The 12,739-nt window shown below is 43.1% G+C and carries 18 protein-coding genes; 15 read left to right on the top strand and 3 right to left on the bottom strand.

The genetic code is table 11. The features are described 5' to 3' along the window. Window positions 1-5 precede the first annotated feature (5 nt). The gene (locus JSY36_RS03055; RefSeq protein WP_205165163.1) at window positions 6-356 is read left to right on the top strand and encodes a GNAT family N-acetyltransferase; all 351 of its coding nucleotides are present in this window, start codon (window positions 6-8) and stop codon (window positions 354-356) included. A 238-nt stretch (window positions 357-594) separates the two neighbouring features. On the opposite strand, the gene JSY36_RS03050 is transcribed toward JSY36_RS03055, so the two are convergent. Then, window positions 595-1,113: a DUF309 domain-containing protein gene (locus JSY36_RS03050; RefSeq protein ID WP_122896600.1), complete on the bottom strand. Its 519-nt coding sequence runs from the start codon at window positions 1,111-1,113 to the stop codon at window positions 595-597. Between the two features lie 155 nt (window positions 1,114-1,268). On the opposite strand from JSY36_RS03050, the gene JSY36_RS03045 reads away from it, so the two are divergent. From JSY36_RS03045 to JSY36_RS03035, 3 genes are read left to right on the top strand one after another with little or no spacing between them, the layout of a single operon-like run. Then, entirely contained in the window at window positions 1,269-2,033 is a 765-nt protein-coding gene (locus JSY36_RS03045) for a segregation/condensation protein A (RefSeq protein WP_205165162.1), read from the top strand. Beyond that, window positions 2,023-2,607 (top strand): SMC-Scp complex subunit ScpB, encoded by a 585-nt coding sequence (scpB, locus tag JSY36_RS03040; RefSeq protein ID WP_122896602.1) that lies wholly within the window; start codon window positions 2,023-2,025, stop codon window positions 2,605-2,607. Before JSY36_RS03045 ends, scpB begins: the two co-directional genes overlap by 11 nt. A gap of 60 nt (window positions 2,608-2,667) precedes the next feature. Then, the gene (locus tag JSY36_RS03035) at window positions 2,668-3,138 is read left to right on the top strand and encodes a DUF3907 family protein (RefSeq protein ID WP_122896603.1); all 471 of its coding nucleotides are present in this window, start codon (window positions 2,668-2,670) and stop codon (window positions 3,136-3,138) included. A gap of 70 nt (window positions 3,139-3,208) precedes the next feature. On the opposite strand, the gene JSY36_RS03030 is transcribed toward JSY36_RS03035, so the two are convergent. Then, window positions 3,209-3,919, bottom strand: coding sequence for a DUF421 domain-containing protein (locus JSY36_RS03030; RefSeq protein WP_122898502.1), 711 nt, complete (start codon window positions 3,917-3,919; stop codon window positions 3,209-3,211). Window positions 3,920-4,160: 241 nt separating this feature from the next. On the opposite strand from JSY36_RS03030, the gene JSY36_RS03025 reads away from it, so the two are divergent. Genes JSY36_RS03025 through JSY36_RS03000 form a run of 6 tightly spaced genes read left to right on the top strand, consistent with a single transcriptional unit; the run spans window position 4,161 to window position 7,602 of the window. Next, a complete protein-coding gene (locus JSY36_RS03025; RefSeq protein WP_205165161.1) occupies window positions 4,161-4,619 on the top strand; it encodes a YhcN/YlaJ family sporulation lipoprotein in 459 nt (152 codons plus the stop codon). A gap of 15 nt (window positions 4,620-4,634) precedes the next feature. Continuing rightward, entirely contained in the window at window positions 4,635-5,114 is a 480-nt protein-coding gene (gene spoVAC / locus JSY36_RS03020) for a stage V sporulation protein AC (protein ID WP_122896605.1), read from the top strand. A 3-nt stretch (window positions 5,115-5,117) separates the two neighbouring features. Continuing rightward, window positions 5,118-6,137 (top strand): stage V sporulation protein AD, encoded by a 1,020-nt coding sequence (gene spoVAD / locus JSY36_RS03015; protein WP_205165160.1) that lies wholly within the window; start codon window positions 5,118-5,120, stop codon window positions 6,135-6,137. Further along, entirely contained in the window at window positions 6,137-6,487 is a 351-nt protein-coding gene (spoVAE, locus tag JSY36_RS03010) for a stage V sporulation protein AE (protein WP_122898504.1), read from the top strand. Before spoVAD ends, spoVAE begins: the two co-directional genes overlap by 1 nt. A gap of 32 nt (window positions 6,488-6,519) precedes the next feature. Beyond that, complete coding sequence (locus tag JSY36_RS03005; protein ID WP_183163692.1) at window positions 6,520-6,726, top strand: DUF1657 domain-containing protein; 207 nt, start codon at window positions 6,520-6,522, stop codon at window positions 6,724-6,726. A 15-nt stretch (window positions 6,727-6,741) separates the two neighbouring features. Continuing rightward, a complete protein-coding gene (locus JSY36_RS03000) occupies window positions 6,742-7,602 on the top strand; it encodes a DUF421 domain-containing protein (RefSeq protein ID WP_205165159.1) in 861 nt (286 codons plus the stop codon). Between the two features lie 4 nt (window positions 7,603-7,606). Here the strand turns inward: JSY36_RS03000 and JSY36_RS02995 are convergent, their stop codons facing one another. Then, on the bottom strand, window positions 7,607-8,326 hold the full coding sequence (locus JSY36_RS02995; protein WP_205165158.1) for a DUF421 domain-containing protein: 720 nt from the start codon (window positions 8,324-8,326) through the stop codon (window positions 7,607-7,609). Window positions 8,327-8,454: 128 nt separating this feature from the next. Between JSY36_RS02995 and JSY36_RS02990 the strand changes: the two genes are divergently transcribed. The 5 genes from JSY36_RS02990 to resA all read left to right on the top strand — a co-directional run bounded on the left by JSY36_RS02990 (window position 8,455) and on the right by resA (window position 12,735). Then, the gene (locus JSY36_RS02990) at window positions 8,455-9,603 is read left to right on the top strand and encodes a D-alanyl-D-alanine carboxypeptidase family protein (protein ID WP_205165157.1); all 1,149 of its coding nucleotides are present in this window, start codon (window positions 8,455-8,457) and stop codon (window positions 9,601-9,603) included. Beyond that, the gene (locus JSY36_RS02985) at window positions 9,596-10,189 is read left to right on the top strand and encodes a nucleoside recognition domain-containing protein (RefSeq protein ID WP_205165156.1); all 594 of its coding nucleotides are present in this window, start codon (window positions 9,596-9,598) and stop codon (window positions 10,187-10,189) included. Before JSY36_RS02990 ends, JSY36_RS02985 begins: the two co-directional genes overlap by 8 nt. Before the next feature lie 6 nt (window positions 10,190-10,195). After that, window positions 10,196-10,726 carry a spore maturation protein gene (locus tag JSY36_RS02980; RefSeq protein ID WP_205165155.1) on the top strand — a complete coding sequence of 177 codons (531 nt, stop codon included), beginning with the start codon at window positions 10,196-10,198 and terminating at the stop codon, window positions 10,724-10,726. Between the two features lie 660 nt (window positions 10,727-11,386). Further along, window positions 11,387-12,106: a pseudouridine synthase gene (locus JSY36_RS02975; RefSeq protein ID WP_205165154.1), complete on the top strand. Its 720-nt coding sequence runs from the start codon at window positions 11,387-11,389 to the stop codon at window positions 12,104-12,106. Between the two features lie 98 nt (window positions 12,107-12,204). After that, window positions 12,205-12,735 carry a thiol-disulfide oxidoreductase ResA gene (resA, locus tag JSY36_RS02970; protein WP_122896615.1) on the top strand — a complete coding sequence of 177 codons (531 nt, stop codon included), beginning with the start codon at window positions 12,205-12,207 and terminating at the stop codon, window positions 12,733-12,735. Window positions 12,736-12,739 lie beyond the last annotated feature (4 nt).

The following is a 12,739-nucleotide window of genomic DNA, read 5'->3' as shown; positions in this document are numbered from 1 at the left end:
TAAGTATGATTATTCCTTATCATCGTGATTATGAAAAAATCGCTATGGGGTTATTGTCTTATACCCCGAATGAAAAAAAAGTCAAAAAACTTCAGCATACAATGAAACAGTACGAGACTGAACAGAATTGGCAGCTGTATTTTTGGAAGGAAGAAGAAGCCATCATAGGTGTTATCGGTATCGAAATCGAGGAAAACACAGCGTACCTTCATCATCTGTGCGTAAATCCGTCCTACCGGGAAGAAGGAATAGGGACAAAAATGGTTCGGGAGCTGGAAAAATATACGGGGCATAAGCTTTGTTCAACAAAATCAACCAGTTCCTTCCTGGAATCCTGCCAGAGCCAGAAAGAATAAACAACATACCCATAAAAGGAACCATACACCGGTAAGAGTGTGGTTCCTTTTCACTTTAGAGTATGGGGGAAATCAACACCTGACTTTTCTGAGTCTATTTAAAAAATTGTACTTTTTCAGTGGCCACGCGAAGCATGAGGAGGCTCACCAGCCTTCCTCCGAAAACGAAGTATTTTTCAGGAGCGATGTATTTGCACCGCATATTACTAATACCCTCTTGTCCCAGCCTCTATGTCGTTTAACCACGTTCTTTTTTCTTTTCCAGCAGGCTTGTTTTACGGGCTTTAATAACATCTGTTCTGTCTCTTCTTTTATGTCTGTAGATCAGGTTTTTGTCAGTCAAATCTTCCGTGCTTCCCCACTTAACACCGCGTGCTGCACACAGGCTGATACAGTCTTTCTCAAGTTTTTGATCATTTAGTGTAAGGTTAAAGGTTTCGTAGGGCTCTTTATTGTCGATCTTTACTTCTCTTCGTTTTAACTGACCAAGAAGGGAAGGAGTATCAATGCCAAGTTTGGTATAGCGGAAAGGATCTGTTTCGATCATAGCAATCACTTTCTTTAACAGCTTTTTAGCACCTGGGTAGTTCTCCTGACGGTGATGATACATGGCTACTGCAAGCTGTATAAGAGCGAGCCATTGAGGCTGCCGGTCCTTTTTCCAGTACTCCTCCATTACTTCATGACATTCAAATAAATCACGTTCGCCTTGAAAGTAGACGAGGTATTCAATGTAGGCTTCAGGATAATTTTTCATCAGGGGACCTCCAGTGTGGTAATTACTTATACTTTATCATAATCGATGGGCATTCTTCACAGTAAAAGAACGGCCTCAGCCCTGATTTTTCAGGGCGGAACAAAGCATGGTATGGTATAATGCTACAAGAATATAAATGAAATGGTGAATAAAAAATGCAATATAGTGTGAAGTTGAATACCTTTGAAGGACCGTTGGATCTGCTTCTTCATTTGATCCAGAAAAACGACCTTGACCTGTACGATATTCCTGTTGCGAAAATTACAGACCAGTATATGAACTTTATACATACAATGCAAGTTCTCCAACTTGATATTGCAAGTGAATATCTGGTAATGGCTTCTTCCCTTCTGGAAATGAAAAGTAAACTGCTTCTGCCTCCTAAAGAGGAAGACGAGATATATGAAGAGGAGTACTATATGGAAGGTGATGACGATCCCAGGGATGATTTAATGAAGAGGCTGATTGAATACAAGCGGTATAAGGAAGCCGCAGGGGAGCTTAAGGAAAAAGAGATTGAGCGGAGTCAGCTTTTTTCGAAGCCTGCTGCAGATTTGAGCCCGCTTCTTGAAGAAGAAGAAAAAGAACCGGCAAATGTAGATGTGTCACTGTATGATATGCTAAGTGCTTTCCAAAAACTTGTAAAAAGGAAGAAAGACTCAAAACCGGTCTACTCTAAAGTTCACCGTGATGAAATTCCAATTGAAAAGAGAATGACTGAAATCATTACCCGACTGGAATCAATGCGTGGAAAAACGAGCTTTTCATCTTTGTTCGATACTGATTCCCGCAGCCAGAAGGTTGTTACATTTCTTGCGGTTCTCGAACTGATGAAGTCAAAGATGATTGGCTGTACACAGGAAGGCAATTTTAATGACATTGTTGTATATCAACGAGAGGTGTTAACGATTGACGAATAGTGAAATTAAAGCAATTATTGAAGGTCTTTTGTTTGTTTCGGGGGAAGAGGGAATTGACCTTAAACAGCTCAATGAAGTTCTTCAGACAGACTCAGACGTTTTAAAAACATGTTTAGATGAAATGATAGAGGAGTTTCAGGCTAAGGAGCGGGGGATACAGGTTGTGGAACTTGGAGGAAGTTACCTCCTTACTACAAAAGCTGAACATGCATCATATTTTAAAAAACTGGTCCATTCACCAGCCACGGCTACCCTTTCCCAGGCTGCCCTTGAAACCCTTGCAATCATCGCATACAAACAACCGATATCACGTGTTGAAATTGAAGATATTAGAGGAGTGAAATCCGAACGTCCAATCCGTACCATTCAGGGCAAAGCGTTAATAAAAGAAGTGGGTAGGGCTGAAGGGACAGGCAGGGCTATTCTTTACGGCACAACAAAAGAGTTCCTTGATCAGTTTGGACTCCGCTCCCTCGATGAACTTCCACCAATGCCTACGGAAGTAGAAGAAGAGGATCCTGAGGGCGAGGCGGACCTTTTCTTTGAAAAATTTCAGGAGCAAATTGAACGGTAACTCTGGCATCATTTTGTACAGGCTACATAAGATGTAGTATTGAATGTCGAGGAGGAAGTTATGGCTGATAACCAGGTGAGAAACCAGCTATCGTTCACTGAAGAAAGACTGTCCTGGGCTTTGTTTGAAATCCGGCAGTTTCTAAACAGTGTGACACTTGAATCTCTGTGTTCAGACGGAGTGGAAAAAGCCTCTGTTGAACCACTGTTGGATGATATCAGACACCTTTTTGTATATTTTGATGAAGGATCGGATGCGAGCAGAACCATTCTTAAGTCCGGTATTTTCAGAGAAGCTGCTGCAAAAAAGACAATGTACTGGATTTTCCATAAATGTGTAGAAGCATTTTTTCAGCCCCGTCTTGACGGGTGGTACGAAGACAGCCGCGCTGCCTACAGCGGTAAAAGTTCGATCAGGTTCAGAAGTGTCCCCCCGGAGCAGGTGCGAATACTCCTGATCAAAATTGAAGGCCCGATTCAGGAAATAAGAGAAGAACTTGAATATTACGAATCAGGCTATTCAGCAAGGTAGTCCAATGGTTATAAAGAGAATGTTTCAGGAAGGTCAACCTTCTTGAGACATTCTCTTTTTTTATCTATTTCTACACGTCAATATTTTTAACAAAGGGATAGTGGGAAATCTGGACATACAAAGGTTCGCCTTCGCTAAACTCGGCGTACATAATATCCCCTAAATTAAGACCCTCCCTGGAGAAAATATCAGACAGTAAGTTTACATTCAGCCGGGTCTGATGAATATTTTTCTCTACCCATTCGCCGTCACTTATGATTGAAATCGGGAGTGAGACCTTTCCTTTGGTACCTGGGTTTAAATCTTTCATTAATACAGACTGAAAAGGTGTTTTCTTTAATACATTTACTGTTCCGTTCGGTTCTAAAATGGCGTATTCTACTTCTTTAAATGAAAATACATCTTTATCCCTGAGAAGGTGCTGCAGCTGATCGAGGTCAAGCTTGTTCTTTTTAAGCTGGTTTCTGTCTATGACTCCTTCACGTATAACAATCGAGGGCTTGCCTTCAAGTATGGAACGGGTCCCCTTCCATTTTTGAGTAATGTATTCAATGAAATAAATAAATGTTCCCCACAATCCGATGGCATATAGGACGTATTTCAGGCCGATTTCTTTATCGTAGATGGCGTTTCCTACAAGTTCACCAAGAACCAGAGCTGAAATGAAATCAAAGGGGGTAAGCTGGGTAATTTGCGTTTTCCCCAGTACTTTCGTCAATATAAGAAGGGCAAAAAAACCAATCAGCAGCTCAATGGTCAGTGAAGGAAAAGTGGTATTCAAGATCATCACCTGCCTCAAGGATTCTTATCATGATTACAATGTATATCCTTCTTATAGTAAGCAATTGATTGATTAAATACTCTAACCTTTTCCAATTATGATTTTCCCTTTGTTGAGAAAGCTATAGTTACCAGGGCAAAAATGATTAATCCTTTCAAAGTGATGTCGCTGCCCATTTTCCATATACATATTATCTCTTTGTTTCTTCATACTAAAAGTACGATGAAAGGGGTCGACGATCGTGAGTAAAAAGAAAGTTATTCTGCTGAGTCTGGTTCTTATCTTGCTGACATTCACCTCGGGCTGTGGGGGGCAGGATCAGTCAAAAGGACAGGAAAAAGAAGCTGAGGTTATGTACATTGAAGCTAAAAGTAAAGTGAATCAGGAAAAAGCGGATTCGGCTAAGCGGGAGCTTGTGAAAATGAAAGAAGTAAAGGAAGTACGTGGCGCAGCGGTAGACGATGACATTTATCTTGCCCTCACAGTTGAGGGATTCGACCGGTTGTTTTTAGACAGGATACGAAAGGATGCCCATCAAAAAATCAAAAACAAGTATCCGGATGACAACATCCATATAACCACAGACAGAAAACTTTCTTCAGATTTAGAGAAGCTTGAGAAAAAGCTATCCAAAGATGGAGTGAAAAAGGGTGATTTAAAACAAAACCTGAAAAAAATTGAGGACGACATGAAAGGATAGAAGGGAGGCATCCGTGTGGGTAAGAAAACAAAAATTCAAAAATTGACACCCGAGCAAAAAAAGTATCAGCAGACGGCACAGAAGCATGAAATAAAACGCCCGGTAATTAAAAACATTATTAAAGCTTTTTTTGTAGGGGGATTTATTTGCTGCATCGGGCAGGCGATTCAGCTTTTTTATATGTATCAATTCGATTTTAATGAGAAAACCGCAGGCAACCCCACAGTAGCTACACTCATATTTATAGCTGTCCTGTTAACCGGCTTTGGTGTTTATGACCGTTTTGCACAATTTTCAGGTGCCGGTACAGCTGTTCCTGTTACCGGCTTTGCCAACAGTATTGCCTCCGCTGCCATTGAGCATAAAACAGAAGGCTACGTTCTGGGTGTAGGCGGTAATATGTTTAAACTTGCAGGTTCGGTGATCGTTTTTGGAACCTTTGCTGCTTTTGTTATAGCTTTAATTCTTACTTTAACAGGAATAGAGGGAGGTTAAACTATGCTGGCGGGTCAACGAACATGGACGTTTGCAAATCGTCCGGTCATCGCATCAACAGGAGTCGTAGTAGGTCCATTTGAAGGAAACGGCAGGCTTTCTGATGACTATGATACCATTCATGAAGATCTATGGTGCGGTCAGGACTCCTATGAAAAAGCACAAAAGAAACTCTTTGAAGATGCTGCATTAAAAGCTCTGAGTAAAATTAATAAAAAGCCTGCTGATGTTCAGTTTATTTTTGCCGGAGATTTATCAAACCAGATCACGACAACTTCATTTGCATGCAGGACATTATGTATCCCATACATAGGCTTATTCGGAGCATGCTCTACTTCGATGGAAGGGCTGGCTCTGGCAGCCTTTGTAATGAATAATGAGGGGGCAGACCTGGTCGTTACAGGTTCATCGAGTCACAATGCAGTCGTTGAGAAGACGTTCCGCTACCCAACTGAGTACGGAGCGCAAAAACCGCCTACTTCACAATGGACAGTCACAGGAGCAGGTATGGCATGCCTGACGAAATCAGGTGATGGTCCTGTTGTTACTGCTGCAACAATCGGCAAAGTTATCGATATGGGTATGAGTGATCCTTATAATATGGGAGCGGCAATGGCACCAGCTGCAGTGGATACAATTAATGCACACCTCAGTGACCTTGGTATTACAGCAGACTATTATGATCTGATCGTAACTGGCGATCTCGGGAAAATCGGCCGTTCGATTGCTCTTGATTTATTCGAGCAGCAGGGCACACCTGTTTCTAATGAACTTTTTCAAGACTGCGGATTGCTTATTTATAAAGAGGATCAGCCTGTTTTCGCCGGTGCAAGCGGTGCGGGTTGTTCAGCAGCGGTAACTTACGGTCACCTCCTCAACCGGATGAAACGCGGAGAATTAAAGCGCATGCTCGTCGTAGCCACCGGGGCTTTGTTATCTCCACTAACGTTTCAGCAGCATGAATCCATTCCATGTGTCGCTCACGCCGTGGCTATTGAAGCAGGGGAGGTGAAAAGCCAGTGATGACATTTGTCTGGGCGTTTATTGTAGGCGGACTTATTTGCGTCATCGGCCAGATTCTGATGGATGTCGCCAAACTGACCCCGGCTCATACTATGAGTTCACTTGTAGTGGGAGGGGCAATCATGGACGGTCTTGGTTTGTATGAGCCTCTCATTGACTTTGCAGGTGCAGGAGCAACGGTACCGATTACAAGCTTTGGTAATGCTCTTGTGCACGGGGCGGTTGCAGAAGCGAATCAGCACGGCATTATCGGAATTGTGACTGGTATTTTCGAAGTTACGAGTGCGGGGATATCATCAGCAATAATATTCGGTTTTCTGGCTGCACTTATTTTTCGTCCGAAAGGTTAAACGAATGACTATAAAAACAGGGGGATATGTTAATGCCGCAAGTAAATCAGGTTAAAGCATGCCTGGCTTCATTAAAGTCGCTGGAGGCCGGGTTAAATGAATTGCAGATTCAAACCACAGATGAAGATGCTCACGATGTTTTCAGGGAAGGCGCTCTGAAGGTAAGAACGATTGCCAGAGAAGTGGAAGATCAAATACACGTACTTGAGTTAAATAAATCGAAAAACCTATCCAATTAAAAAGGGGGAATTTCTATGCCGGGATGGTTGGAAGTGACTGTAAGAACAATCAGTGCTTTAGTACTCATATTAGCTTCTGCGAAGTTGCTGGTCAGAAAAAACCTTGCCCACATGACTCAGATGGAGTTCATTATTATGGCTTTTTTCGGCGCCATGCTTGGTGTTGGAGCTGTAAATCTGTCCATTCCAATTGCCTTTCCTTTGCTTGGTTTCTTCATTGCAACATTATTCTTATTCAGTGTGCAGCTTTTAAAATTAAAAAGCAGAACGTTCAGGGTGTGGGTGCAGGCGCAGCCGGCACCGGTTATTAAGAACGGTAAAATTCTGGAAGAAGAAATGAAAAAGCAGCGGTTTACAAGTGATGACCTTGAAACCGAACTCAGAAGAAAAGGGATTTTTAATGTTCAGGATGTGGAATTCGCAATGCTCGAAGGATCAGGAGAAGTGGATGCCCTCCTTAAAAAGGACAGACAGCCTCTGACAGCTAAAGAAATGAACATTGCATTGGGGACGGTGAAAGAAGCAGAGACTGTAATCCGAGACGGTAAAATTCAGGATGAGGCGTTGAACCGTCTTGGTTTCAGCCGACGGTGGCTGGAAGAACGAATTTCAAAAAAAGGCTATTCAGTTGATAATATTTTTCTGGCACAGGCAGACAGGGACGGGGAAATTTACACTGATCTGTATGATGATCAGATCAAACAAAGACCGCAGACTGAAAAAGAAGCCTTGTTTATAACACTGAAAAAAGTGCAGGCGGAGTTGGAGACTTTTTCTCATGACACAAAAGATGTAACAGCAAAACAAATGTACACAAGGAATGCGATAGAACTGGCTGATTTGAAAAAGAAACTTGAAGTTTACCTTCTGATCTGAAACTCTAATGATAAAAGGCAGGTCCTTCACTTCTGTACTCATTTTCCGAGATGTGGAGTTCCAGGTTGTCGTTTATGCTTGCATAAAAAACCTGGGATGTATTTTGATACCCCCTTTCTACCAGCTGCTCATGAAGCCATGAGAGAGTAAGTCCGAGATCTTCAAGAACACTCACGTACACTTTTCCTTCCAAAATCACCGGATAAGCAATGCCCGGTGATTTTTTTGTGAGGTTTAAATCCTCAATCGTCACGTTTTCCTTCTGTCCTTCCAGTTGAACAGTGAGGGCTCCATTCCCTTCTACAATAGCCAGCTTGACACTGGAGATATCAAATACGTTTTTTTCCCGTAACATCTGAAGAATGTTGTCAACGGAATATCTGAGTTTTTCAAGGTTGCCGGGTAACAGCTTGCCGTTATGGATGACAATTGTTGGTTCAAAAGTCATCCACCTTCCCACTTTACGGTTTTTTATTATCATATGAGACGCAAAGCGCTGCAGAAGTGCAATACCGATAATGGCGACGACAGTGTGAATATGCTGGACATCCGGCTGGGCAATATCAGCCCCTGTAACTGATGCCAGTGTCATAATGACCAGGAAGTCGAACACTGGAAGAGCGCCAATCGAACGTTTACCCATAAAGAGAGTAATGGCAAGCAGCAGCGGCAGTATTGTCGCAATTCGAAAGACAACAATAAACAGTTCTTCGATTAACCCCATCAATGATCCCTCCCTGTAATAACCTCTATTTTCTTCCATTCTCAGCCATTTATACTCTCCGGTCTTTCTGCATAACCAACCCGCTCATGCATAGACTTGTACAAATGCTTTATAAGGGACGGTGTGTGATGAAAAAGCCAATAATACTTCTTATCCTTGTTATGATTATGGCATTAACGGCCATTTTGCCTGTCCGTGCAGGTGCCAATGTCTACCCGGGACAGACTTCGGCGCAGGGAGCGGTGCTGATGGAGCTTGAGAGTGGGCGGGTTTTATATGAAAAAGAAGCGCATACGCAAATGAGAATTGCGAGTATAACGAAAATCATGACTGCCCTCCTTGCCATTGAATCAGGGAAGATGGACGAGATGGTCACGATTTCTTCAAGAGCAGAGGGTACTGAAGGGTCATCTCTTTACTTATATGCAGGGGAGAAGCTGCCTTTAAAGGATCTGGTTTACGGCCTTATGCTCCGGTCTGGTAATGATGCAGCGGTGGCCATTGCTGAGCATGTCGGGGGGAGCCTCGAAGGGTTTGTGTATATGATGAATGAAAAAGCACGGGAAATCGGGATGACAAATACGGTTTTTAATAATCCCCACGGTCTTGATGACCATGAAGAGCACTATTCAACAGCATATGATATGGCTGTTCTTGCCCGTTATGCAATGGAAAATAACCAGTATCGGGAAGTGTCAGGCACTAAATCCTATAAAGCATCAGAGCGGGAAAACGGCTACAGAGTTTTTAATAATAAGAACCGTCTCCTTACCCAGTTGTATCCATACTCTACAGGAGGGAAAACAGGATATACGAAAAGAGCAAAGCGGACACTTGTTTCTACTGCAGAAAAAGATGGTGTTGAACTGGTTGCTGTGACATTGAATGCCGGCAGCGACTGGCACGATCATATGAATTTATTCAACTGGGCTTTTAGTGGATTCCAAATGATGGAAATTGTAAAAGAAGGACGTATTAATAGTATTAAAGATCCTTTTTATAAGAATAAACTTTACGCTGCTTATAATTTTGAATATCCTCTTACAGATGAGGAGGCAGATCTTGTGGAACAAAAAACAGTTCTCCTCTCTCCTGATGAGAGATGGGAGAAGACTGGTTATCCTGACCCGATAGGTTCCATCCAGATTTCACTGAATGGGGAGAGAATCGGGGTTGTACCTCTGTCTTTTGAAACTGAAGTGGAAAATAAGCCTTCATTCTTCAAAAGGATGTGGGATGCTTTGTTTATGATCAGTGGTGTGAAGGACAGTGGTTAATCTAATCTGGGTCATCCTTTTTGTTGCCGGTATTATATTCGCGGCAATTAACGGGACGATGGATCAGGTGAACAAAGCAGTTTTTGACGGTGCAAAAGAAGCGGTAGCGATCTGTATCGGATTAATGAGTGTCCTGGTTTTCTGGCTGGGGCTTATGAAGGTTGCGGAAGAAGGGGGCATTTTAAAAGGGCTCAGCGGCCTGATGGGCCCTCTTGTCAGACGGCTTTTCCCGGAAGTCCCGAAAGATCACCCGGCTATGGGCTATATTTTATCCAACATGAGTGCAAATTTGTTCGGCCTTGGAAATGCGGCAACACCAATGGGGATAAAAGCCATGGAAGAGCTGAAGAGACTGAATGGAGGGAAAGATGAAGCGACCCGGTCCATGATTACCCTCCTTGCAATCAATACGGCAAGTATTACCCTTATTCCGACTACTGTCATTTCCATAAGATTAAATTACGGTTCGGTGTCTCCGACAGAAATTGTCGGAACAACCATCCTGGCGACAGCCTGTTCCACTGCAGGCGCCTTATTAATTGACCGGTATTTTCATTACCGGAGAACGAGAAAAAAAGGGGTGTGACCATACATGGAGTGGATAACCTATCTGTCACTATGGATCATCCCCGGGTTGATTGCTTTCATTCTGGTTGTTGCAACGATAAGAAAGGTTCCTACCTACGAAATGTTTGTTGAAGGAGCCAAGGAAGGCGTATCAATGGCGTTCTCTGTCATACCATATCTCGTTGGAATGCTTGTTGCGATCAGTGTGTTCAGGGAGTCAGGGGCGATGGATTTTTTTATCAACCTTCTAAGGCCTGCCCTCCAGGCTGTAGGAGTCCCGGCTGACATCGTTCCTTTAGCCATGATAAGGCCTTTGTCCGGTACAGGAGCACTGGGAATGACATCAGATCTGATTGCCACCCACGGACCTGATTCCTTTATCGGGAGACTTGCCTCGACAATGCAGGGAAGTACAGATACGACGTTTTATGTGCTTACGGTCTACTTCGGTGCCGTAGGGATAAGGAAAATGGGGGATGCCCTAAAGGTAGGGCTCTTGGCCGATGTAATCGGTATCCTTGCAGCGATCATTGTTGTTACCCTGGTTTTTGGATAAGAAGAGGCGTCCCGCAGTCAGCCCAACGCGGAACGGCTCTTTTTTTTAGTGTTTCCCCTGAAAACACAAATAAAAGAAAGTAATAACGCTTCTTAATTAGCAAGATTTGTTGAACGGAATACGCCCCCTTTACCCGGACTCACACTGAACCTCATCATCTCTGTGCCTCTGCGGGGGCTTGCCTGTCTCGAACTTATGGCCGCTGAAAAATTCCATTTTCTCAGAGAAGTAAGGTGTTGATTTCCGCTAATTTCACTTAATGAATATACCCTTACGTCAGGTTCGTAAAGCTCCGCTGAAGGTCATCCGCTCACTTTCCTTGGCTGTGCCGGCACAGCCAAGGAAAGTGAAGGGCACGCAGGCTTCATCTTCTGTATTTTGAAGAGTTCGGGAAACAGCCGTATATTTTCCTTTGCTAAAGGGAAGTAAACAGTACTGTATTTAATGAAGGTTATGTTTGAGAAATGGGATGAGGCATGCAGGCAGTATCAAAACCCTGCTTCCTTTACTCCCATTCATTTAAAATGGTGTAAATAAGAAAAAAACGTTGAGACTCTCATGAAAAAAAGCTAAAATTAAGGTTTGAAACAGAAAGGGATACGCCGACAATGCTAATGAGAAACATGAACGGATTTGAAGGCTATAGAAGAGGTGGAAAAAATGGAGAGACTCCAAAAAGTAATTGCCCAGGCGGGTGTTACGTCAAGAAGAAAAGCAGAGACATTGATTGAAGAAGGAAGAGTAACAGTAAATGGTAAAACGGTAACGGAGCTGGGAACCAAAGTAGATCCCCATAATGATAAAGTGGAAGTGAACGGCGTACCGATCGACAAAGAAGAACCAGTCTATTATCTTCTGTATAAACCACAGGGAGTCTTATCGAGTGTAGAGGATCACCTTGACAGGAGAGTCGTAACAGACCTGATTGAATCAGAGAAAAGAATTTATCCGGTCGGACGGCTGGACTATGATACATCCGGTCTCATTTTACTTACGAATGACGGAGAATTTGCCAACGTACTTATGCATCCGAAATACAGAATTCAAAAGACGTATATCGCTAAAATCCGGGGCATCCCTTCAAGACAGAATCTGAAATTACTTGAACGGGGCATAAAGCTGGAAGACGGTAAAACAGCGCCGGCAAGAGTCAAACTGGTCAAAGCTAATAACCAAAAGGGAACGGCGATTGTGGAAATAACAATTCATGAAGGGAAAAACCGTCAGGTCCGCAGGATGATGGAGGCGATTGGCCACCCTGTTGAGAAGCTCAAGCGGGAGCAGTATGGTTTCTTAACATTAAGAGGACTGAATGCCGGGGAATTCCGGGAATTGAAGCCTCACGAAGTGAAAAAGTTAAGAGAACTTGCCGTCACATAATCGTCATTTTTTGATAGGTCTCTTCACTGTAAAGACTTGTGGAGTAGTGCTAATATGAAAATAGTACTCGAAATCTGTGTGAAAAATGAGGGATGAAGATGAAAAAGAGGAGACTGATCATACGTTCAGCCATCTTAGTTGTCCTCGCAACAGCCATTGGATACACCCTTTTCACCCATTTTTCTGAAGAGAGGGGACTCGTTGATGCAGGAGACACTGCACCGGACTTTGCCCTTGAAGATATGGATGGGAATCTTGTTCATTTGGACGAGCTGAAAGGAAAAGGCGTTTATCTTACATTCTGGGCAACATACTGCACATATTGCCGGGATAAAATGGAGTACCTGAAAGAATATCATGAAGAATACAAAGAAAAAGGTGTAGAAGTGGTTGCATTGAATGTTGATGAATCAACCGTTCAGGTGCAGCGCTTTCTGGACCGTCATAATGTTCCATATACCAACGTTATCGACCGGGGGATGAAAGTAAGCAACGCCTACGGTGTAAACAGTCTGCCGGCCGTTCTTTTAATTGATGAAAATGGATCTGTCATCGAACGCCAGGTTGGCGGTAAAACAGAACAGCAAGTACTCGAATCTTTGGATAAACTTGTACCTGGCAGCGAGTAGGGGG

The sequence above is a fragment of the Alteribacter salitolerans genome (genome assembly GCF_016901055.1).
In the GTDB taxonomy this organism is placed as follows: Bacteria; Bacillota; Bacilli; order Bacillales; family Salisediminibacteriaceae; genus Alteribacter; species Alteribacter keqinensis.
Note: the sequence above shows the minus strand (reverse complement) of the source record. Positions and strands in the feature narration are given on the sequence as shown.

Excerpts from the sequence above, each read along its gene's own strand:
- JSY36_RS03055 (WP_205165163.1), top strand. The coding sequence starts at position 6 with ATGATTATTCCTTATCATCGTGATTATGAAAAAATCGCTATGGGGTTA.
- JSY36_RS03050 (WP_122896600.1), bottom strand. The coding sequence starts at position 1,113 with ATGAAAAATTATCCTGAAGCCTACATTGAATACCTCGTCTACTTTCAA.
- JSY36_RS03045 (WP_205165162.1), top strand. The coding sequence starts at position 1,269 with ATGCAATATAGTGTGAAGTTGAATACCTTTGAAGGACCGTTGGATCTG.
- JSY36_RS03035 (WP_122896603.1), top strand. The coding sequence starts at position 2,668 with ATGGCTGATAACCAGGTGAGAAACCAGCTATCGTTCACTGAAGAAAGA.
- spoVAD (WP_205165160.1), top strand. The coding sequence starts at position 5,118 with ATGCTGGCGGGTCAACGAACATGGACGTTTGCAAATCGTCCGGTCATC.
- spoVAE (WP_122898504.1), top strand. The coding sequence starts at position 6,137 with ATGACATTTGTCTGGGCGTTTATTGTAGGCGGACTTATTTGCGTCATC.
- JSY36_RS03005 (WP_183163692.1), top strand. The coding sequence starts at position 6,520 with ATGCCGCAAGTAAATCAGGTTAAAGCATGCCTGGCTTCATTAAAGTCG.
- JSY36_RS03000 (WP_205165159.1), top strand. The coding sequence starts at position 6,742 with ATGCCGGGATGGTTGGAAGTGACTGTAAGAACAATCAGTGCTTTAGTA.
- JSY36_RS02995 (WP_205165158.1), bottom strand. The coding sequence starts at position 8,326 with ATGGGGTTAATCGAAGAACTGTTTATTGTTGTCTTTCGAATTGCGACA.
- JSY36_RS02990 (WP_205165157.1), top strand. The coding sequence starts at position 8,455 with ATGAAAAAGCCAATAATACTTCTTATCCTTGTTATGATTATGGCATTA.
- JSY36_RS02980 (WP_205165155.1), top strand. The coding sequence starts at position 10,196 with ATGGAGTGGATAACCTATCTGTCACTATGGATCATCCCCGGGTTGATT.
- JSY36_RS02975 (WP_205165154.1), top strand. The coding sequence starts at position 11,387 with ATGGAGAGACTCCAAAAAGTAATTGCCCAGGCGGGTGTTACGTCAAGA.
- resA (WP_122896615.1), top strand. The coding sequence starts at position 12,205 with ATGAAAAAGAGGAGACTGATCATACGTTCAGCCATCTTAGTTGTCCTC.